The organism is Kitasatospora sp. MAP12-44, from assembly GCF_029892095.1.
Classification (GTDB): domain Bacteria; phylum Actinomycetota; class Actinomycetes; order Streptomycetales; family Streptomycetaceae; genus Kitasatospora.
This window is the reverse complement of the sequence record NZ_JARZAE010000004.1, coordinates 803,994-822,924: the sequence shown is the minus strand read 5'-3', so window position 1 is coordinate 822,924 and position 18,931 is coordinate 803,994. Positions and strand designations below refer to the sequence as shown.

Here is an 18,931-nt window from a genome sequence, read left to right as displayed (position 1 = left end):
GGTCATCTCTGTGGCCGGAGAGACTGGCCCGGTGATGGGAGGCCCAGTGATGGGAGGCACGGCGATGGCCTGGTCGATCGCGGATGTGGCCCGGATGTCCGGGGTGACGTCCCGGACGCTGCGGCATTACGACGAGATCGGTCTGCTGCCGCCCGCGTGGATCGGAAGCAACGGGCACCGCTACTACGAGGAGGCCGATCTGCTGCGGCTGCAGCAGATTCTGCTGATGCGGGAGTTGGACCTCGGGTTGCGTGAGATTCAGGCGGTTCTGGACAGCCAGGTCGATCAGCTCGCCGTGCTGCGCGAGCACCATCGGCGGCTTCTGGGCGAGCGGGACCGGCTGGACACGCTCGCTCGTACGGTCGGGCGCACCATCGCCGAACTGGAGGAAGGCAAGGACGGAAACGACATGGCAAAGATCAACAGGCCGGAGAACCTCTTCGAGGGATTCGAGCCCTCCGCTGCGGACGCCGCCCGCGAGGCCGAGGTGCGCGAGCGCTGGCCCGAGGCATGGGAGCAGTCCCGGCAGGCCACCGAGGCGATGACCGCCGAGGACCAGGAGCGGTGGCAGCGTGAGGCGACGGCGCAGATGATCCGCATTGCGGAGTTCATGGTGGCCGGCACACCGGTTGCCGATCCCGCGGTGCAGGCCGAGGTGGACGCCCACTACCGGAGCGTCTGCCGGTTCTGGACCCCGAACGCGGCGGCCTACAAGGGGCTGGGCCAGACCTACGTCGACGACCCGCAGTTCCGTGCGAACTACGACAAGATCACCGACGGACTGGCCGTCTACCAGCGCGATGCGATGGTCGTCTACGCCGACGCCCGGCTGAGCTGACCCACGGGAGCACGAAACGACGAGGGACCCGGCCGCGATGCGGTCGGGTCCCTCGGCTGCCATGGCGGGCGAGCGCGAAGACTAGGTTTGCCGGCGAGTATGTGGGCCTGGTGTCTTGGGGACGCTGCCATGGCAGCTGTCAGCCCGGTTACCGGTTCTGCGCGAAGCCCTGGCTTCGGACGGGTCCGTTGCCGGTAGCATCGCCCGATGCGAATCCTGTTCACGTTCATCGGTGGCAGCGGTCACTTCCGCCCTCTCATCCCCGTGGCCCGAGCAGCTCAAGCCGCAGGTCACACGGTCGCCATTGCCGGTGCGGGCGGGAGGGGGCCCGAGATCGCAGCCGCCGGGTTCACTGCCTTCGCCACGAGCGAGCCGCGCAGACGCGCGGAAGCCGCGGACCGCCGGACGTTGGAGATACCCGATCCGGAAGCGGATGTTCGGCAGCTCGCAGAGGGCTTCGCCCGGCGCGGGGCTCGGCGGCATGCTGCGGCGGTTCTTGAACTTGCCCGTGCGTGGAAGCCCGATGTCCTGGTGCGTGACGAGGTCGACTTCGGCACCGCGATCGCGGCCGAATCGCTCGCACTTCCCTGCGCGACTGTCCTTGTGCTCGCGGCCGGGGGCTTTCTGCGCAAGGAAGTCGTCGCCGAGCCACTGCACGAGCTGCGATCCGCATACGGCCTGCCGCCGGACCCCGAACTCGCCATGCTGGACCGGCACCTGGTTCTGTCGCCGTTCCCGCCGAGCTTCCGAAACCCGCGCTTCCCCTTGCCGGCACGCACCTTCTCGTTCCGACAGACAGCCATCAGTCCAGCTGACGCCACGCCGCGCACGCCCACTGTGTACTTCACCCTCGGCACCGTGAACAACACCACTGACCTGTTCTCCAAGGTCATGGCCGGGCTCCGGGAGCTTCCCGTGAACGTGGTCGTGACCGTCGGTGAGCGCGTCGACCCCGCAGAGCTCGGGCCGCTGCCCGACCACGTCCGGGTCGAACAGTTCGTTCCGCAGGAGCTGCTTCTGCCGCAGTGCGATCTGGTCGTCTCGCACGGAGGCTCCGGCAGCCTCATGGGAGCGCTCGCCCACGGCCTGCCGTCGGTCCTGCTCCCCCTGGGTGCGGACCAGCCGTACAACGCGCAGCGGTGCGTCGAACTCGGTATCGCCCAGGTCCTGGACCCGGTCACTGTCACCTCGGAGGAAGTGCGCATGACGGTATCGGCTGTGCTCGCCGACGGCGCCTACCGCCGCGCCGCCGAGCGGGTCCGAGAGGAGATCAACGCGCTACCGGGAGCCGAGCAGACGATTCCCCTGCTCGAAGGGCTCCACCGATGAACCCAGCAGCGAAGCCGAAGTCCATCGAAGTGAGTGTGCGGAAACTCCGGATAGCCCTGAACCCGCGCTGACTGCCTGCGCGCGTGGAAGGAGGGAGTCCAACGTCGGTGTGTGAAGACTGACTTGGACTCCCTCGCGACCGCACTCCCTGTGATGACCGACGACCTCTCTCTCTCTCTCTCTCTTGAAAATGACGTGCGCTGGCGCGCAACAGCGCAGTTCAGACGGCTTCCTCGTGGGGAGTGACGGTGACGTTGAGGCCGAGGGCGGTGAGTTGCGCGAGCAGGCGTCGGGTCTGGCGTTCCTTGCCGAGCCGGTTGGTGAAGTGGTCGGGGCCGAGATCACGGTAGGGGACGAGGTCGTGCAGGATGTGCCAGGTGGCGACCAGGATGGAGTGCCCGACCGCAAGAGTTGCGCGTTTCGCGCCGCGGTGCGGGACCAACCGCCGGAACTGGGCGCCCAGGTAGGTGCTCTTGCTGCGGGCGGCGCTGGCGCCGGCCATGAACAGGGCGGTCTTGAGCCAGGTGTCGCCGTGACGGGTCCGGCCGCTCAGGCGCTTGCCGGCAGACTCCTTGTTGCCCGGACACATCCCGGCCCAGGACGCGAGGTGTCCGGCGGTGGCGAAGCGGCCCATGTCGACGCCGACCTCGGCGATCAGGACCTGGGCCAGCGTCAGGCTGATGCCGGGAATGGTGATCAGCAGGTCCACCTGCTGCCGCAGTGGCCGCAGCTGCCGGTTGATCTCCTCGCTCAGGCGGATGATCCGGTCGTCGGCCTCGTCAATGGCTCGCAGCATCGCGGCGACCATGAACGCGTGGTGCCCGCTGAAGCTGCCGGTCAACGCCCGGGTCAGCAGCGGGACCTTGCCCTGCAGCTTGCCCAGAGCGAGGTCGGCCAACACGTGCGGGTCGCGTTCCCCCGCCACCAGGGCATCCAGCATGGCCCGTGCCGAGCGCCCCGTGATGTCGCTGACCACGGAGGACAGTTTGATCCCGGTGTCCTCCAGGAACATCGCCAGCCGGTTCACGTCGCGGGCGCGATCACGGACGGTCTCGGTGCGGTATCGGGTCAGATCCCGCAGTTGTCGGATGTCACGAGGGGGCACGAAGCTGGGGCGGACCAGGCCGTACTCGACCAGCCGGCAGATCCACTGACAGTCCTTCACGTCGGTCTTGCGCCCGGGGACGGTCTTGATGTGCTGGGCGTTCAGCAGCCACGGCTCGATCCCCTCGGTCGCCTCCAGCAGGTAGAACAGCGGTTTCCAGTACGACGCCGTCGCCTCCATGCCCAGCCGGGTGACCCTGTTCTCCACGAGCCAGTCCCGCAGCTCCAACAGGCCGTCGTTCATGGTCGAGAACGTGCGGACCTCGTAGCGGGCACGCTTTCCGGTGCCGGGCACCCGAATGCACACCTTGACATCCGCTTTGCTCAGATCGGCGCCCCCGCACCGTTCCTCCAGCACATCCATGCCCGCCCCTGCCTCTCATCCCCAACATCGGTGGCGGTGTCCGTCCATCCGGGGCCACAGGATTCGAAGACTCTCTCTTGCGTGCTCAAGGCAACATCACTGGACTCCTGCACTCGGCCCCCGCGTCCGACTACTCAGCGGGCTCGACGTTCGGCACCAAGGACCATCGACGTCATCCGGACGGACACCGCCCCAAATTTTCCCGGCCACGGGGCGGGACCGAAAGGGCCCGGGATGACTACTCAGGGATTCCCCGCAGCTCGCTCCCTGGCGGCCGACGGTGGGTATCGCCCCACAGCTCGGTGACGCGGAGCGGGTGACGCTGGCGATGGTGCAGGCGATGCTCGGTTTCACCTCCAAGGCCCGCTGGCTGAGGCACGCCGACGCCCACCTGCGTTACCTGTTCCCGTACCTGCTGAAGCAGCCCGGCTACATTGCGCGGTGCTGCGCTAGCCGCCCCAGGGGGTCGGGCGGATCTCGAAGCCCACCAGTCCCTCGGGCTCCTCCTCGTGGACGCGGACACCGGCGACCACGGCCGCGTACGGGCCGCGCCGTGCCCACGTGACCAGCCGCTCGACGGCCGTGGCCTCGCCCTCGAACACGGCCTCGACCGTTCCGTCGGGGAGGTTGCGCACCCAGCCGGCCACGCCGTGCTCCCGCGCCGTGCTCCGGCAGGTGTCACGGAAGTAGACGCCCTGGACTTCGCCGGAGACGATCAGTCGACTGCGGATCATGCCTGCCTCACCGTCAGGTGCTGCGGCGTGCGGCTCACCGTCCGGCCGGCCCTGGCGGCCGCTCGGGCGAAGGCGACGGCGTCCAGGGGAGCCGCACCGCCGAGGTCGTTGTTGAAGTACGCGTACACGTCTGCCTCATCCGACCAGGCCTCGGAGACCCTCGCCACCCAGGTGGCCAGCGACTGCCGACCGTACCGGGGCGGCGGCTGCGCCAGCCCGGCGTGGAAGCGCAGGTAGCCCCAGTCGGCGGTCCGCCACAGCGGGGTGACCGGACGTCCCTGCCGGTCCGCCCAGCAGAGGGCGGCGCCGTGCCGTTCGAGCACGGCTCGGATCTCCGGCACCCACCATGAATCGTGGCGGGGTTCGACCGCCACTCTCACCCCGGCTGGGAAGCAGCTCAGGCAGCCGTCCAGGAGGTCGGCGTCCGCCCGCAGGGTGGGCGGGAGCTGGAGCAGGACCGGTCCGAGCCGCGGGCCCAGCCCCTGGGCGGCCGACAGCAGCCGCTGCACCGGCTCCTGCGGGTCGTGCAGGCGCTTGATGTGCGTGAGATAGCGGCTCGCCTTGACCGCCATCACGAACCCCTCCGGCGTCCGCTCCTGCCAGCCGGCGAAGGTCTCCGCCGTGGGCAGCCGGTAGAAGGAGTTGTTGTTCTCCACCGTGGCGAATCCTTGGGTGTACTCCTCCAGCCAGAGCCGGCGCGGCATCCGCGCCGCGTACAGGACGCCACACCAGTCGTCGTACTGCCAGCCCGAGGTGCCGACATACAGGACCACAACTCCATGGAACCACGGGGCATGCCTGCCCACCGGCGGAGGGCCCTGAGGCAGGTCGTCGCCGTAGGCGCGGGTGTCGTGGAAGGGGGGGGGCTGACTGCGTGCGCTGGCCCGGCCGGTCCGACGGTAGCCAACGCCGGCCCCGCAGCGGCCTCGGGACTTGTCTGACGATGGGACAGCTTGGCTTCCCACTCAGCCCCCTGACGCTTGGCCGAAGCCGAGAGCGAGTCCAAGAGGGCGAGTCAAAAAGAGGTGGTGCCCGCCAGTGCTGCTCCTCTACGCTGTAGAAGTCTTATACGCCGTAGAAGAGCGGAGCGGGCATGTCCCAGGCTGAGCGCAGAACCGATCGATGGCTGATCCTCGCCGTCATCTGCCTCGTGCAACTCGTCGTGGTGCTCGACAACACCATCCTCAACGTCGCGATCCCCTCCCTCGGGCGGGAGTTGGGCGCCACCACCGCACAGGCCCAGTGGGTCGTCGGCGCCTACTCGCTCGCCCAGGCGGGGCTGCTGATCGCGGCCGGCGGGCTCGCCGACCGCTATGGGCGCAAGAAGGTGCAGCTGCTCGGGCTCGCGCTGTTCGGGGTCGGCTCGCTCGGTGCTGCGTTGGCCGGGAGCCCGGGGGAGTTGATCGCGGCGCGCGTGGGGATGGGCGTCGGTGGCAGCCTGCTGCTGGCCACCAGCCTCGCCCTGGTGGTGCGCACCTTCGACCCGGCCGAACAGCCCAAGGCGATCACCGCGCTGACCGCCGTCGCCTCGCTCGGCTTCGCGCTCGGACCGGTGATCGGCGGGCTGCTGCTGGCGAACTTCTGGTGGGGCTCGGTCTTCCTGGTGAACCTGCCGGTCGCCGCGCTGGGCCTGGTGGCGGTCGCCCGGCTCGTCCCGGAGTCCAAGGACCCGCGGGGCGACCGGCCCGACCTGCTCGGCGCGGCGCTGTCGACGGCCGGCCTGGTCGCGCTGGTGTACGCGATCATCCAGGGGCCCGGCACCGGTTGGACCGGGCCGCGCACCCTGCTGACCGGCGGGCTCGGGCTGCTCCTCCTGCTGGCCTTCGCGCTCTGGGAGCGCCGGATCGAGCACCCGCTGCTCGACCTGGGGTTCTTTCGCAACGCCCGTTTCCGTGGCGCGATCTCGGGCGGCGTGCTGGTGAGCTTCGGGATGGGCGGCTCGCTCTTCCTGCTCACCGAGCACCTCCAGTTCGTGCTCGGCTACGGTCCGCTCTCCGCCGGCCTGCGGACGGCCCCGATGGCGCTCACCGTGGTCGTGCTCAACCTCACGGGTACGGGCATGCGCCTGACCATGAAACTCACGCCCCCGGTCGCCGTCGCCGGTGGCCTGGCCCTGCTGGCGGCCGGCCTCGCGGCGATCGCCGAGTTCGGGCACAGCGGCTCCTACCCGGGCATGCTGCTCGGGCTGGTGCTGATGGGTGCGGGGGTGGCCTGCGCGCAGCCCGCGATGGCGGGCGCGGTGATGAGCTCGATCCCGCCGGAGAAGGCCGGCATCGGCTCGGGGCTGATGGGCACGCTCAGCGAGCTCGGCAACTCGCTGGGCGTCGCCGTCCTCGGCGCGGTGCTCACCGGCGGGTTCGCCGCCTCGCTGCCGGCCGGTCTGCCGGCTTCGGCGGCGCGCTCGCTGCCGGACGCGCTCGCCGCTGCCGGACCGTCCGCCGTCGCGCACGTGCGTACTGCCTTCGCCGACAGTCTGACGACCAGTCAACTGATCGGCGCCGTCGCGGTGCTGGTGGGAGGCCTGCTCGCGGGCCGACTGCTCAGCCGGGCCGCCGCGAAGCCACCCGTCCCGAGCCCGGCGCAGTCGGCCGAGTCGACCGCGGGGCCGGTCGCCGGGCCGACCGCCGGGCCGGTCGCCGATCGCGGCTGACCCGCCCTCTACGATCGCTGCACGGCCGGTGCTCCCGGCCGTGCAGCGAGAGCAGAAGGACAGCGCAGATGACCGACACACCCCGCGACCCGAGCGCCAGCATCTGGGTGGCCCCGCCCAAGGGGCGCAAGCGGGGCAGCGCGCCTGCCGGCCTCAGCCGTGAGCGGGTCATCCGCGCCGCGGTCGCGCTGATGGACGCCGAGGGCCTGCCGGCCTTCTCCATGCGCAAGTTGGCGGCCGAGCTGGACGTCACACCGATGTCGGTCTACTGGTACGTCGACACCAAGGACGCCCTGCTCGAACTCGCCCTGGACGAGGTGGTCGGCGAGATCCGCATCCCGCCGCTGGAGGACCACGGCGACTGGCGCCGGCATCTGCGCACGCTCGCTCACGAGTACCGGCACTGCTTCCAACGCCACCCGTGGGCCGGGCAGTTGGTCGGACAGTTCCTGGCCATCGGGCCGAACTCGATGCTCTTCTCCACCAGCGCCGTCGCCGCGGCGACGCGCAGCGGTCTCACCGGTGACCAACTCGGCGGGGCGCTCGGCCTGATCTTCCAGTTCGTGTACGGGTTCGCGCTGGTGGAGGCGCAGTGGTCGCTGCGGGTGCGGGTCTCCGGGCTGGGCGAGGACGAGTTCCAACGGGCCGTCTTCGGGATCGCCGAACAGGCCGACCCCCGGTTCGTGGAGAACACCGACCTGGTGGCGCAGCAGCTGGAGGGCGGCGTCGCCAAGGCCCGCGACCGGCAGTTCGAGGTGGGCCTGGATATCGCGATGGCCGGCATCGACGCCACCCTCGCGCAGTCGCAGTCGCAGTCGCAGTCGCAGTCGCCGGCCTAGGAGTCGGCGTAGGAGTAGGAGTAGGAGCGCGAGTCGCTCAGGCGCGGTACTCCGTGAGGTCGATGCTGTGGATGCTCAGCGGATGGCCGTACGCCGGGTGGACGGTGTCGCGCTCATGCTTCATGCCCAGCTTGCGCATCACGTTCTGCGAGGCGGCGTTGTCCACTCGGCTGACGCTGATCAGGCGGTCGAGGCCGCGGTCCTCCAGCGCGAACTCCATCGCGGCGTGGGCGGCCTCCGAGGCGTAGCCCTGGCCCCAGAACTGGCGGCCGAGCCGCCAGCCGATCTCGATGTCGGGCAGCACCTCGGGCAGGAAGGTGGGCACCGAGAGACCGGTGAACCCGGCCAGCTCGCCCGAGCCCAGCAGCTCGACGGCGAAGAGGCCGAAGCCCTCGTCGTCCCACTCCTCCTCCCACTTCTCGATGGATTCCGCGGTCTGCTCCAGGTCGCGAACCGAGCCGTCGCCGATCCAGCGCATCACGTCGGGGTCAGCGTGGATCTCGGCCATCGCGGCGAGGTCGTGGTCGCTCCAGCGGCGCAGCAGCAGTCGGGGTGTGAGGATCTCGGTCATGCGCCCATCCTAGGCGCGGAAAGTCATCTTTTTTTCGAGGCCAATGTGGACGGCCTTACAAGGACGGGCGGGGGGACGGGCGCGAGGACGGGCGCCCGCCGGGCCGGGTAGCGCCCGCCGAGGCGCTGGCGACCGCGGCGATGCCGATCCACTGCACGGCGGCGAGCCGCTGGTCGAGGAAGAGCAGGCCGACCACGGCACCCAGGGCGGGCTCCAGGCTGGTCAGGATGCCGAAGACGCCCGCGGGCAGCCGCCGGATCGCCTCGAACTGGAAGGAGTACGGCAGCACGCTGGAGAGCACCGCCACCGCCAGGCCGAGCGCCAGCACCCAGGGCTTCAGCAGCGCCGTGCCGCCGGAGGCCAGGCCGAACGGCAGGCTCAGCAGGGCGCCCCAGGTGACGGCGAGCGCGAGCGCGCCCCCGTCGCGTACCCGGTGGGCCAGCCGGGCCGAGACCAGGATGTAGCCGGCCCAGCAGGCTCCGGCCACCGCAGCGAAGCCGAGACCCACGGCGTTCAGGGCGAGCCCGCCGCCGCCCAGGAGCGCCACGCCGGTCAGTGCGAGCAGCGCCCACGCCAGGTCGGCGCCGCGCCGCGAGCCGGCCAGCGCGAGCGCGAAGGGGCCGAGGAACTCGACGGTGGTGGCGGCGCCCAGCGGGAGTCGGGCCACCGCGTTGTAGTAGGTCAGGTGATGGATCGCCAGCAGGGTGCCGGCGGCGGCGATCAGGCCGAGGGTGCCGGGCTCCCGGCGCAGGCCGGTGCCGCGCTCGCGCAGCAGCCCGGGGCGCCAGAGCGCGCAGAGCACGGCCGCCGCCAGGCAGAGCCGCAGGCTCACCACGCCGCCGATGCCGACGGCCGGGTAGAGCCGGGTGGCCAGGGCGGCGCCGCCCTGCAGTCCGCACAGGCCGGCCACCACCAGGCCGCCGGCGGGAGCCCGGCCGAGCGTCCGACTGACCACTCGGCCGACCGCGCCGCCGGCGACCGCGCCGTCGGAGATCACAGCTTTGGCGATCACAGAGTCGCCGACCGCAGCGTCGCCGACCGCAGAGTCGGCGACAGCGGGTCCGGCCGGCTTACGATCGGCTAACTCTCCTGCGGTGCAGGCGAGTTCGACTGAGGTGGTCTCGGGCTGGGAGATTTTGGGATTCCATCCTGAAAGGGGGCCGGAACAGGATGCCTTGACCCCTTCGCTCTCACTGCAGGGTAACGATCTTGTGCATCCCCTGGAAGGAGTGCGAGAAGCCGAGCTGCTCGTCGGGTACCAGGCAGAGCAGCGCGTAGCTGCCGGGCTGCAGGCCGTGGGCCTGGATCGAGGCACTGCGCTCCGGCGAGATGGCGCCGAAACCGGTCGCCGGGCCGGTGAACGGGGAGGCCGGCTGACCGCCTGCCGCGAGCTGCGAGAAGTAGATCCGCAGGTCCTCGTCGGTGGTGCCGGCCGCCACCGGGCGCAGCTGCAGCTCGTGGATCTCCTTGGAGCTGTTGCGCACCAGATAGGCCAGGTGGGCGTGGTCGACAGCCTCGGTCTGGAAGCGCGGACCGGCCGCCTCGTCGTGCTCGATCACCATGCCGTCGTCGTAGCGGACCTGGTTGGCGCTCTGGCCGTTGGTGCCGACCAGGTTCAGCTGCTTGACCACCGGGTGGGTCGGGTCCGCCGCGAAGGCGGTGAGGTCCAGCAGGTAGACGGCGCCCGGTGTGACCTCCTCGGTGAACTGCTCGTGCACGTCGGGCGTCACCAGTGCGCCGCCCAGCGCGTCGGACTCCGTACGGACCGCCCGGATGCCCGCCGCGGCGGTCGTCCCGGTCGGGCTGAACGAGTCGGCGAGGTCGTGCAGCATCTGGTCGACGCTGACGCCGTCGTGCGGGCGCAGCAGTTGGAGCTGGCGGCCGTTCTTGTCGTCGGTGCGGACCCGGAAGCTGACCAGGCCGCCCTGCGCGCTGTCCGGCGCCTGGATGCCGTCGGCGCCCAGGGAGACCTCGATCGGGTGGTCCTCCGGCGAGGTCGCGCCGACCGGGCCCGCGGTGCCGACCGCGGCGGCCAGCGTGAGGGCGGTGACGGCGGCGGCCCGGCTGACGCGGCTGACCAGGTGTTTCGACATGACAGTCCTTTCGACGGGTGATCCCCGGTGGATCCCCCGCCGTGCCCCTGCCGGTGCGGCTTGCGTACAGAAGCGAACCGATTGGGCTACAGCCACTCGTCCTCGTCCGATTCGTACGAAGGGAGCAGCTCGGGCTCGGCGACCCAGCCGGCGCCCAGGACCAGCCGCGAGGTGCGGTGCACGACGAGGAAGCCGAACGGGTGGTCGAAGCGGGCGTCGATCCGGCGCACGCGGTACGGGTAGCGGGGCATCGCGCCCCCACAGGCGACCAGCGAGGTGACCGCCGCCGAGCGGAAGCCGCGGGCACCGAAGGTCGCCGTCATCGCCTGAGCGGCGCACTGCACGGCGAGCGGCGGCGAGGCGCTGATGCCGGGGAAGTGGCCACGCGAGGTGTCGGCCGCCGTCGCCAGTCCGAACAGCGCCGGCTGCCCCAGCAGGTCGACCTCCCCGCTGAGCTGCTCATGGATGCCGGCGGGCAGAGCGGTGGCCCAGCGGGCGGTGAGCGCGTTGACGGCGCGAATGGCGGTACTGCTGGTCATGGGTGCGGGTCTCCGCTCAGAAGCCGATGGCGTTGTGCGGCGCGCGGGGCTGGGCGAACATCGCGGTGGCCCGGGCGAGGGCGCCGCTGACGTGCTCGTGCACCAGGCCGGCGGCGGCGAGTGAACCGAGCGGGGTGGCGCCCAGGTAGGCGGACCCGAGGGTCGCGGCGTCCAGTGAGAGATCGGGCCGCGCGCCGGTCACCGCGCGCGTGCAGTGGGCGCCGTCCGGGCCGCCGTCCAGTACCCAGCAGCCCTCGTTCCAGGGGCAGAAGGGGTCGGTGACCTCGATGACCAGCCTCCGGGACACCTGGTACGTGCGGCCGGCCAGGGCGGCGGGCAGGTCGACCAGGCGCACCCACAGGTCGTCGCTCTGCCGGGTGATCCGCAGCGCCCGCGAGTCGGCGAGCTGCCAGCGCAGCGGCTCGTCGACCGGCCGTTTGGCCGCGACCACGCGCTTGGTCAACTCCAGGGTGGTGAGGAACGACCACAGGTCGGTGTAGGCCCCGGCGGACGCCGCCTCCAGCCGGTCGACCTGGACGGTGCCGGCAGTGGCCGGGTCCGGCGACCACGGGGTGCGGTAGTCGGCGGCGCCGTCGACCCGGCCGGCGGCGTCGTAGTGCAGCAGGAACTGGCTGTCCTGGCTGCCCCGGTGGTCCCAGAAGCCGGGGTACGCGCTGACCTCGCCGATCCGGGTCGCCCGGACCTGGTCGTGCAGCGCAGCGAAGGCGGCCAGGGCGGTGGCGGCGTCCACCAGCTCGATGCGGCCCAACCGGTCCTGCGGGCGGGCGAGTCGGGCGCCCGGGCGGTCCAGCTCCCAGCGGATCGTGTAGGTGGCCGGGCCGAAGCCGTACCGGCCGTAGATGCCACCCGAGCTCGCGCTGAGCGCGGCCAGCGCCTCGCCGCGCTCGCGGCAGTCGTCGAGCATCGCGCGCATCATCGCGGTGAGCAGCCCCTGCCGCCGGTACGTGGGCAGCACGCCGACGCAGGTCACCCCGCCCATCGGCACGGGTCCCGCGCCGGGGACGGTGAGCCGCAGCGAGAGTAGCTGCGAGGTGCCCACCATCCGCCCGTCCGCGTAGGCGGCCTGCGTACGGTCCAGGTCGGTGAACCTGGCGGCTGCAGCGCGCAGTTGGTCCTCGCCGGCGCGGGAGCCGAACGGCGGCGCGACCCCGACTCCCGCGTGCCACGCGGCCGGCTCCGGTTCCCAGTTGGGGGTGCCGGCGTAGGACGGCACGATGCGCAGGAAGTCGACGGTTTCGGCAGCGGTGATGGGTCGGATCTCGGCGTCGGTCACAGCGCCGGTTCTATCAGCCGCCGTCGGGCGCGTCGACGGAGTTTCCGTGCGCGGCCGGCTCGCCAGGCGCCGTCCCGAAGGCGTCGGCGAGGGTGGGTCAGACCGGTGGGACGAGGGTGAAGTAGCGGTCCAGGACGGCCTGGTCGCCCTTGGTCTCCAAGCGGGCGGCGGGGATGCGCTGCCAGAGGAAGAGCATCAGCTCCTCGGCCGGGCCGGCCAACTCCACGTCGCAGGAGCCGGTTTCGCCGTCGGGGCGGGCGTCGGGGCGGGCGTCGAGGTGGACATCGGGGCCGTCGAAGTGCGCCGTCCAGGTGCCGGGGCCGTCGGTACGGCGCAAGCGGATGCGCTCGCCGGAGCCGGGCGGGGCCTGGCGCAGGCTGCGGCGGGCGGGGGCCATCACCTCGAAGGTCTGGGCGATGGCGTCGGCGGCGAGGTCGGGGTCGATCGGCTGGGTGTCGCCGAGCGCGTGCTCGGCGTCCCAGCGGTGGACGGCGGCCTCGATGGCCTGCATCCGCAGCCAGAACCCGGCGCTCTGCTCCGCCGACCAGGTCCACACCGGCTCGCCGGGCGGGGTGCTCGCGAACAGCGCGGCCAACTCCTCGGCGCCCTGCGCGAACCAGTCGGCCAGGCCGGGCGGCACCGGGGCCCGGTTGGGGGCATGCTGCGGGTCCGGCCAGCCCGTGGCGTCGGCGGGGAGGTGGAGGATGGCGAGGTCGGTGCTGTCCGGCGGCTCCTGGAGCCGTCCGCGCAGCACGTGGGCGACGTATCGGTGCACCCCGCCCAGGTGCATGGCCAGGTCGCCGATCGCCCAGCCGGGGCAGGACGGCACCAGCAGGGCCGTCTCGGCGGCGGCCGCCAGGCGGATCGCTGCCTCGAAGGCCAGGACGTCACGACGAAACCGGAGCACGTAATCCATGCGTCCACCTTGCCATCGACGCACCGGGCCCGGCAGCGCATTTCGGCGACTGCTGCGACCAGGGCCCGGACCGGCCCTGGCGGCCGGTCGGCGTGCGGGACGCGTGAACCCCGGCAGAATCGACGTGCGGGGCTGTTCCCAGGGCGCCGCGCTCGCCGATCCGAGAGGACCTGTCATGCCTGAGTTCCACCCGAAGCATGATCACCTGATCGTCAAGCCGATCGAGAACGGCTCGGGGCAGGGGGACGCGGAGACGCGCACGGGGGAGGTGATGGCGGTGGGCCCCGGCCGGCTGCTGGGCGGCGGCAAGCCGCACCCGGTGGACGTCAAGGTCGGCGAGAAGGTCCTCTACAACACCTTCTCCGGCGTGGACTTGGACGTGGACGGCGTTGCCTACGCCGAGATCCCCGAGGACGAGATCCTGGCGGTCACCGCCGAGTAGCCGACCCGACACTACTGCCGTCCCTCACCCGGTGCTCGGGCCGGTCACCCGGTGCTCGGGCCGGTCGGCCGCTGCTCGTTTCCACGCCGCAGCAGGCCGTACGCCCAGCGCTCGTTCAGCCCGGCGAGGAAGCCGACGCTACCCCAGAAGAACCAGGCCTTGATCAGCGCCTGATGCCCGGCTGGGGTCAGCGGTGCGCCGCCGCAGAGGCCGTCCGGCATGGCGGGAGGGGTGAGCAGGGTGAGAATGCCGCCGTTGATCAGCAGAAAGAGCGAGGTGGCCAGCAGCCAACCGACCACCACCCGGTACCAGCCCTCCTGGCGCATGGCCTGTGCCAACGGTCGGTGTCGGGCCTCTGGGCCCTCTGGGCGGGGGCGGCCGCGGTCTCCCGCAGGCCGACGCGCACCACGTACTCCAGAGCCCGGCAGACGTCGACGCGCGTGCGCCGCTCGAAGGCGCGCTGTGCCGCCGTGTGCAGGCGTTCGATCCGGACGAGCTGCTGCGGCTCCGCCTGCCGCAGGCGGACCAGCTCGGGAGCGTCCTCGGGGAGGCCGAGCGCGTCGGCCAACGTCCTCGGCTCGGTTGAGGCAGCCCCCAGAAACCATTCCATGACCAGCTGTGCCCGACCTGCGCGCTGTCCACCCATGTCTGTCCCTGCCCCCTCGGTTCCAGGAGCAGTTGTACCGTCACACAGCCCTCGGGCGGAACCCGGAGCCAGGGGTGTCAGCGTCGGCGGGTCGGATCAGGGCGACTGCGGCAGTTCCTCGCCGTCGTCGAACCGGGACCCCAAGGCGCGGGTGAGCCGGAACACCAACTCACTGGCTGGGCCGGTTGACGCGGATGAGTGTCTGCTGGCCGTTGGCGACGAGCTTGCGCTCACCGCCTGCCTGGACGCTGAGTGAGAATCCGCCAACACTGATGAGACCGAGCCGGGCGCTCACGGGCCGGGTTCGCGCAGGCCGCGCCAGACGGGGTGGCGCAGCCGGCGCTCCGGCCTGGTCCACTCCTGGTACTGCACCTCGGCGCCGAGCACTGGGCGCACCCAGTGCACGACGTCGCCGCGCCGAGGCGGCGGCAGCGTGCCGATGAACGGCATCCGGGCGCTCTCCAGGCGGCGCAGCACGGCGGCCAGCGCCCGGCGCTCGGCCTGGGCGAAGCCGGTGCCGACATTGCCGACGTAGCGCAGGCCGCCGCGCTCGGGCACCCCGCACAGCAGGCTCTTCACCAGCGCGCCGTCCGGGCCGCCGGGGATCCAGCCGCCGATCACGATGTCCACCGTGCGCACGTGCTTGACCTTGATCCAGTCCGCAGTGCGGGTGCCGGGCGTGTAGCGGGACTGCAGCCGCTTGGCGACGACGCCCTCCAGGCCGTGCTCCGCGGTCCAGGCGAAGGCCGCCGCGCCGTCCTGCGTCCAATGCGGCGGCGCCTTGATCCGGGCGCCGCCCAGTTCGAGGCCGGCCAGCAGTTCGCGGCGCCGTACGTAGGGCAGCTGCAGGGTCGGCTCCTCCAGATGCAGGACGTCGAAGACCACGAAGGTCACCGGCCGGGCCCGGGCCAGCCGCTGCACGGCCTCCGGGCGGGTGAGGTGGATGCGCTGCTGCAGCAGCGAGAAGGAGGGGCGGCCCTGCTCGTCCAGCTGGACCAGCTCGCCGTCCAACGTCGTGCGGTCGAGGGGGAGTTCGGCGAGCGCGGCGGCGATCTCCGGGTACCGGCCGGTCAGGTCGCCGCCGTGCCGCCCGCTCAGCCGCACACCCGCGCGGCTGATCCGGGCGATGCACCGGATCCCGTCCCACTTCGCCTCGGCCGCGAACCCGCGGTCCGGCGGGAGCGTGGTGGAGGGGGTCGCGAGCATCGGCTCGACGACGGGCAGGTCCACCGCGTGGTCCATCCGGGGCACCTCTCTTGTTTCAGGTGCTCCCATCGCACCGCGCCAAGGCACCGCGCGCATCCCGGCAGCGGTCGGGCCGTGGCGTGCCGAGCACCAGATAGGCGCCGGCGAGGAGCAGGCAGCCGGCGGCCATCACCATCCACAGCCAGCCCACCCCGGCCCGTGCGAGCAACTGGGTGCCCAGCACGGGAGCGGCGACGCTGGCGATGCCCCAGCTGGTGCCGTACACGGAGAGGTAGCGGGCGCTGGCACCGGGTGGCGCGAGCGCGGCGACGACAGCGAAGGCGCGTCCGAGCAGCAGCAGATCGCCCAGACTCCACAGCACGGTCCAGGCCAGGAAGGCGGGGAGGCTGCGGGCGATCGCGTAGCCGGCCAGGCCGGCCGCCAGCAGGAGGTGCCCGAGGGCGAGGGCGGTGGGTGCCGAGAGCGCGGCGGCCTGCCTCAGCCGTAGCAGCGGTTGCCCCGCGATCACCGTCACGGCGGAGACGGCGAGGACCAGTCCGGTGTCGGAGGCGGGCAGTCCGCGGCGGATCAGGGAGAGCGGCAGCGCGATCATGATCTGCATATAGACCAGTGCGAAGACCGTGCCGCCGGCGAGCATCGCGAGCAGCGCCGGGTCGTGCCAGGCGGACCGGTCGCCCTCGACGGGTTGCTCGCTCTTGACGGGCCGGTCGGCGGGCAGGACGCACTGCACGGTGACCGCGCAGGCCAGGCAGGTCAGCGCGTCGACGACGAAGAGCCAGCGCAGATCCCACCGCCCCAGCCCGGCGGCGATCAGACCGGCGCCCAGCCCGCCGGCGGCCAGCGCGGCGTTGAGCGCGCTGTAGGCGCGGACGTGCTCGGACGGGTCGACGGCATCGGCGATCATCGCCTGGCTCGGCGGCTCGTAGAGCTCGAAGACGAGCCCGAGCAGCACGGCGCAGAGTGCCGCTGTGAGCAGCGAGTGGGCTGCTGCGATGGCGAGTTGGGCGAGTGCGCAGCCGCTGAGGCCGAGCACGATGGTGCGGCGGCGGCCCAGCCGGTCGGCCAGTCGGCCGCCGATCAGCCGGGAAGGGATGGTCGCCAGCCCGAAGCCGGCCGAGACCAGGCCGGCGGTCGCCACGCCGGCGCCGAAGTCGGTGGTGATCAGCACGGTGAGGAAGGGGATGGAGAACGCGCCGAGCCGGTTGACGGCGCGGGCCGCGATCAGCAACCGCACCCGGCCCGGCAGCCGTCGTCCGCCTTCCCCGACCCCGCTCTCCCTGCCCACTGGCCGCGCCTCCGCATTCTGACATCCGTGACTGGCAAAACTGATATCGTCAGTGACGAACGCTAGATCCGAGAGGGGTGACTGGTCAAGTGATGTTCGATAGTCACGTGGCGACGCTGCTGGACGTGGCGGTCGCCCTCGTCAACTCCCTGACGGACGGCGACGAGCGCGGCCGGCCCTACACGGCGCCGCGCGACGCCGACCTGCCGGCCGCACTCGACGCCCTGCTACCCCGCGCGAACGACGCCCGCGCGAACGACACTCCCCGCACGATCGACCAGGGCCAGGCGGCCTACCTCGCCGCCACGGCGCACCGGATGCGTACGGTCTTCGAGGCGGCGAGCGCCGGTCGGATCGGCGAAGCGGCCGCCACGCTCAACGCGCTGCTGGCCGCCACCGGTGCCCGCCCGCGGCTGGACCTCGTCCCGGGCGAGCCCTGGCAGGTCCACTTCCACGGCTCCGACGACTCGCTCGCCATCGGCTGGAGCGCGGGCTGCGCGACCGCGCTCGCGCTGGCGATCGGCAGCGAGCTGGCGGGTCGGCTCGGCGTCTGCCAAGCCGACCGCTGCGACCGGGTGTACGTCGACGGCTCGCGCAACGCCGCCCGCCAGTTCTGCTCGACGGCCTGCCAGAGCCGGACCAAGGCAGCCGCCTTCCGCGCCCGCCAGGCAGCGGCGACGCCCGCCCCCGGCACATAGCGCAGCGCCGACGCCGGCGTTAGCTCGGCCCGAGGGAGCCGCTTGAGCGGCTGTGGTCAGATCAGTCGCTCGCGGATGCCGCCCTCGAAGGCTGCCCACTCAGTCTCGGTGAGCCGGAGGGCCACCAGGTGGGGGTTCTTGGAGTCGCGGACGGCGACGCCGCCGTCCGGCAGGTTGGTGATCTCAACGCAGTCGTTGTTGTCCTGGCTGAGGGGCGACTTGCGCCACTGTGCGCCGGCCAAGTCCACGGCGTATATCTCAATGGCTAGCGCAGGTAGGTGCGCTGCCAGTCGGCCAGCGACATGGTCTGCGCTGCGTCGGCCAGCAGGATGGCAGACGGCAGCTCGAGCTTCGCTCGTGTACTGTCCACCCACTCCTGAGCTGCGGGGTAGCCCTGCTGGAGGTACTCAAGTCCTTGGATCATGCACTCGAGCTTGTCCGCGTCGTGGGCTACCTGGACCTCCAGAGAGTCCCCGTTCTCGTAGTCGCGAACGATGGCGCTGATCCCCTCGGCCACGGCCGGGTAGCTGTCGGCTACCTGATCGGCGGTCACCGCTTCGTTCGACGCGGTCTGGATGTACCGGCGGCCGATCCACGGGATGTCGCCGATGCGAGTCTCCTGGGTGTCGTGGAACGTGCAGAGCAGTGCGACCCGCGCGGGGTCGGCGCCTTCCATCATGGCGAGGACCGCCCCGATCACGGCCGTCCTCCAGGAATGCTCGGCAATCGTCTCGGGATCCTTGACGCCGGCGATCCACCACCCGCTCCGCTTCGCGCGCTTCAGGGCACCTGCCTCCAGGAGGTAGCTGACGGTGCCTTCGGCTTCCTGACGGTCGTTCAACTTTGAATGTCCTTCCTGAAGATCGGCTGGTCAGTCTCAGACCGTAGTGCACGGATTCGAGCTCCTGCCGCGCCTGCGTCGAGCTTCCGTCGGACTTGAGCAGCGTCGCCACCTCCGCTTGGAGAGTCCGACGCAGGTCGGGATCTGCGACCAGGAGACCACGGCGGCGAGAACATCTACCCGCGCGAGATCGAGGAGTTCCTCTACCGGCACCCCGACGTTCTGGACGCCAAGGTGATCGGCGTCCCGGACGAGAAGTACGGCGAGGAGCTGATGGCCTGGATCCGCCAGCGCCCCGGTGCGCCGGAGCTCGCGGCGGAGTCACTGCGGGCCTACTGCGCGGGCAAGTTGGCGCACTACAAGATCCCGCGCAACGTGCACCTGGTGGACGCGCTCCCGATGACGGTGACGGGGCAAGGTGCGCAAGGTCGAGATACGCGAGGAGGCGTTCCGCCTGCTGGGGGAGGGGAGGGGAGTGAACGCGGCACACTGAAGTGACGGATGTGCCGAATCCCCGCCACCGTGCGTACTGGTGACGGGGA

General features: G+C 71.5%; 21 protein-coding genes and 1 pseudogene. 8 read left to right on the top strand and 14 right to left on the bottom strand.

All coding sequences use genetic code 11. From position 1 onward, the window contains the following. The first annotated feature begins 64 nt into the window (after positions 1 to 64). Both P3T34_RS04600 and P3T34_RS04595 read left to right on the top strand, forming a co-directional pair. Positions 65 to 838 (top strand): MerR family transcriptional regulator, encoded by a 774-nt coding sequence (locus P3T34_RS04600; protein WP_280671827.1) that lies wholly within the window; start codon positions 65 to 67, stop codon positions 836 to 838. A 207-nt stretch (positions 839 to 1,045) separates the two neighbouring features. Further along, positions 1,046 to 2,167, top strand: coding sequence for a glycosyltransferase (locus P3T34_RS04595; RefSeq protein WP_280664678.1), 1,122 nt, complete (start codon positions 1,046 to 1,048; stop codon positions 2,165 to 2,167). A gap of 220 nt (positions 2,168 to 2,387) precedes the next feature. Here the strand turns inward: P3T34_RS04595 and P3T34_RS04590 are convergent, their stop codons facing one another. After that, complete coding sequence (locus tag P3T34_RS04590; protein ID WP_280664677.1) at positions 2,388 to 3,635, bottom strand: IS110 family transposase; 1,248 nt, start codon at positions 3,633 to 3,635, stop codon at positions 2,388 to 2,390. Between the two features lie 280 nt (positions 3,636 to 3,915). Between P3T34_RS04590 and P3T34_RS04585 the strand changes: the two are divergent. After that, positions 3,916 to 4,068 (top strand): annotated as a pseudogene (locus P3T34_RS04585) (IS982 family transposase); the annotation flags it as partial. A 16-nt stretch (positions 4,069 to 4,084) separates the two neighbouring features. Here the strand turns inward: P3T34_RS04585 and P3T34_RS04580 are convergent. After that, entirely contained in the window at positions 4,085 to 4,369 is a 285-nt protein-coding gene (locus tag P3T34_RS04580; protein WP_280664676.1) for an acylphosphatase, read from the bottom strand. Next, on the bottom strand, positions 4,366 to 5,142 hold the full coding sequence (locus P3T34_RS04575) for a DUF72 domain-containing protein (protein ID WP_280664675.1): 777 nt from the start codon (positions 5,140 to 5,142) through the stop codon (positions 4,366 to 4,368). The genes P3T34_RS04580 and P3T34_RS04575 overlap by 4 nt, the downstream gene beginning before the upstream one ends. Before the next feature lie 320 nt (positions 5,143 to 5,462). Here P3T34_RS04575 and P3T34_RS04570 point away from each other — a divergent pair, with 320 nt between their 5' ends. Further along, positions 5,463 to 7,019 (top strand): MFS transporter, encoded by a 1,557-nt coding sequence (locus tag P3T34_RS04570; RefSeq protein WP_280664674.1) that lies wholly within the window; start codon positions 5,463 to 5,465, stop codon positions 7,017 to 7,019. A gap of 68 nt (positions 7,020 to 7,087) precedes the next feature. Beyond that, a complete protein-coding gene (locus tag P3T34_RS04565; RefSeq protein WP_280664673.1) occupies positions 7,088 to 7,858 on the top strand; it encodes a TetR/AcrR family transcriptional regulator in 771 nt (256 codons plus the stop codon). Between the two features lie 37 nt (positions 7,859 to 7,895). Here P3T34_RS04565 and P3T34_RS04560 read toward each other — a convergent pair whose 3' ends face one another. From P3T34_RS04560 to P3T34_RS04535, 6 genes are all read right to left on the bottom strand, one after another. Further along, positions 7,896 to 8,429, bottom strand: a complete 534-nt coding sequence (locus P3T34_RS04560) for a GNAT family N-acetyltransferase (protein WP_280664672.1) — start codon at positions 8,427 to 8,429, stop codon at positions 7,896 to 7,898. Positions 8,430 to 8,484: 55 nt separating this feature from the next. After that, positions 8,485 to 9,441: an EamA family transporter gene (locus P3T34_RS04555; protein WP_280664671.1), complete on the bottom strand. Its 957-nt coding sequence runs from the start codon at positions 9,439 to 9,441 to the stop codon at positions 8,485 to 8,487. Positions 9,442 to 9,619: 178 nt separating this feature from the next. After that, on the bottom strand, positions 9,620 to 10,522 hold the full coding sequence (locus tag P3T34_RS04550) for a hypothetical protein (protein ID WP_280664670.1): 903 nt from the start codon (positions 10,520 to 10,522) through the stop codon (positions 9,620 to 9,622). Positions 10,523 to 10,608: 86 nt separating this feature from the next. Beyond that, positions 10,609 to 11,061: a hypothetical protein gene (locus P3T34_RS04545; RefSeq protein WP_348534620.1), complete on the bottom strand. Its 453-nt coding sequence runs from the start codon at positions 11,059 to 11,061 to the stop codon at positions 10,609 to 10,611. Positions 11,062 to 11,077: 16 nt separating this feature from the next. Beyond that, positions 11,078 to 12,355: a GNAT family N-acetyltransferase gene (locus P3T34_RS04540; RefSeq protein WP_280664669.1), complete on the bottom strand. Its 1,278-nt coding sequence runs from the start codon at positions 12,353 to 12,355 to the stop codon at positions 11,078 to 11,080. A 97-nt stretch (positions 12,356 to 12,452) separates the two neighbouring features. Then, on the bottom strand, positions 12,453 to 13,271 hold the full coding sequence (locus P3T34_RS04535) for a maleylpyruvate isomerase family mycothiol-dependent enzyme (protein WP_280664668.1): 819 nt from the start codon (positions 13,269 to 13,271) through the stop codon (positions 12,453 to 12,455). 175 nt (positions 13,272 to 13,446) lie between these two features. Here P3T34_RS04535 and P3T34_RS04530 point away from each other — a divergent pair, with 175 nt between their 5' ends. Beyond that, positions 13,447 to 13,713 carry a hypothetical protein gene (locus P3T34_RS04530; RefSeq protein WP_280664667.1) on the top strand — a complete coding sequence of 89 codons (267 nt, stop codon included), beginning with the start codon at positions 13,447 to 13,449 and terminating at the stop codon, positions 13,711 to 13,713. Between the two features lie 44 nt (positions 13,714 to 13,757). On the opposite strand, the gene P3T34_RS04525 is transcribed toward P3T34_RS04530, so the two are convergent. The 3 genes from P3T34_RS04525 to P3T34_RS04515 form a co-directional block, all read right to left on the bottom strand. Beyond that, positions 13,758 to 14,051, bottom strand: a complete 294-nt coding sequence (locus P3T34_RS04525) for a hypothetical protein (RefSeq protein ID WP_280664666.1) — start codon at positions 14,049 to 14,051, stop codon at positions 13,758 to 13,760. 599 nt (positions 14,052 to 14,650) lie between these two features. Next, positions 14,651 to 15,601 (bottom strand): non-homologous end-joining DNA ligase, encoded by a 951-nt coding sequence (gene ligD, locus P3T34_RS04520; protein ID WP_280664665.1) that lies wholly within the window; start codon positions 15,599 to 15,601, stop codon positions 14,651 to 14,653. Between the two features lie 19 nt (positions 15,602 to 15,620). Further along, positions 15,621 to 16,850: an MFS transporter gene (locus P3T34_RS04515; protein ID WP_280664664.1), complete on the bottom strand. Its 1,230-nt coding sequence runs from the start codon at positions 16,848 to 16,850 to the stop codon at positions 15,621 to 15,623. A 92-nt stretch (positions 16,851 to 16,942) separates the two neighbouring features. Between P3T34_RS04515 and P3T34_RS04510 the strand changes: the two genes are divergently transcribed. After that, the gene (locus P3T34_RS04510) at positions 16,943 to 17,548 is read left to right on the top strand and encodes a CGNR zinc finger domain-containing protein (protein ID WP_280664663.1); all 606 of its coding nucleotides are present in this window, start codon (positions 16,943 to 16,945) and stop codon (positions 17,546 to 17,548) included. Between the two features lie 56 nt (positions 17,549 to 17,604). On the opposite strand, the gene P3T34_RS04505 is transcribed toward P3T34_RS04510, so the two are convergent. Next, positions 17,605 to 17,796 carry a DUF397 domain-containing protein gene (locus P3T34_RS04505; protein WP_348534619.1) on the bottom strand — a complete coding sequence of 64 codons (192 nt, stop codon included), beginning with the start codon at positions 17,794 to 17,796 and terminating at the stop codon, positions 17,605 to 17,607. Positions 17,797 to 17,813: 17 nt separating this feature from the next. Then, complete coding sequence (locus P3T34_RS04500; protein ID WP_280664661.1) at positions 17,814 to 18,389, bottom strand: HD domain-containing protein; 576 nt, start codon at positions 18,387 to 18,389, stop codon at positions 17,814 to 17,816. A 234-nt stretch (positions 18,390 to 18,623) separates the two neighbouring features. Here P3T34_RS04500 and P3T34_RS04495 point away from each other — a divergent pair, with 234 nt between their 5' ends. Beyond that, positions 18,624 to 18,887, top strand: a complete 264-nt coding sequence (locus P3T34_RS04495; protein WP_348534618.1) for a hypothetical protein — start codon at positions 18,624 to 18,626, stop codon at positions 18,885 to 18,887. Positions 18,888 to 18,931 lie beyond the last annotated feature (44 nt).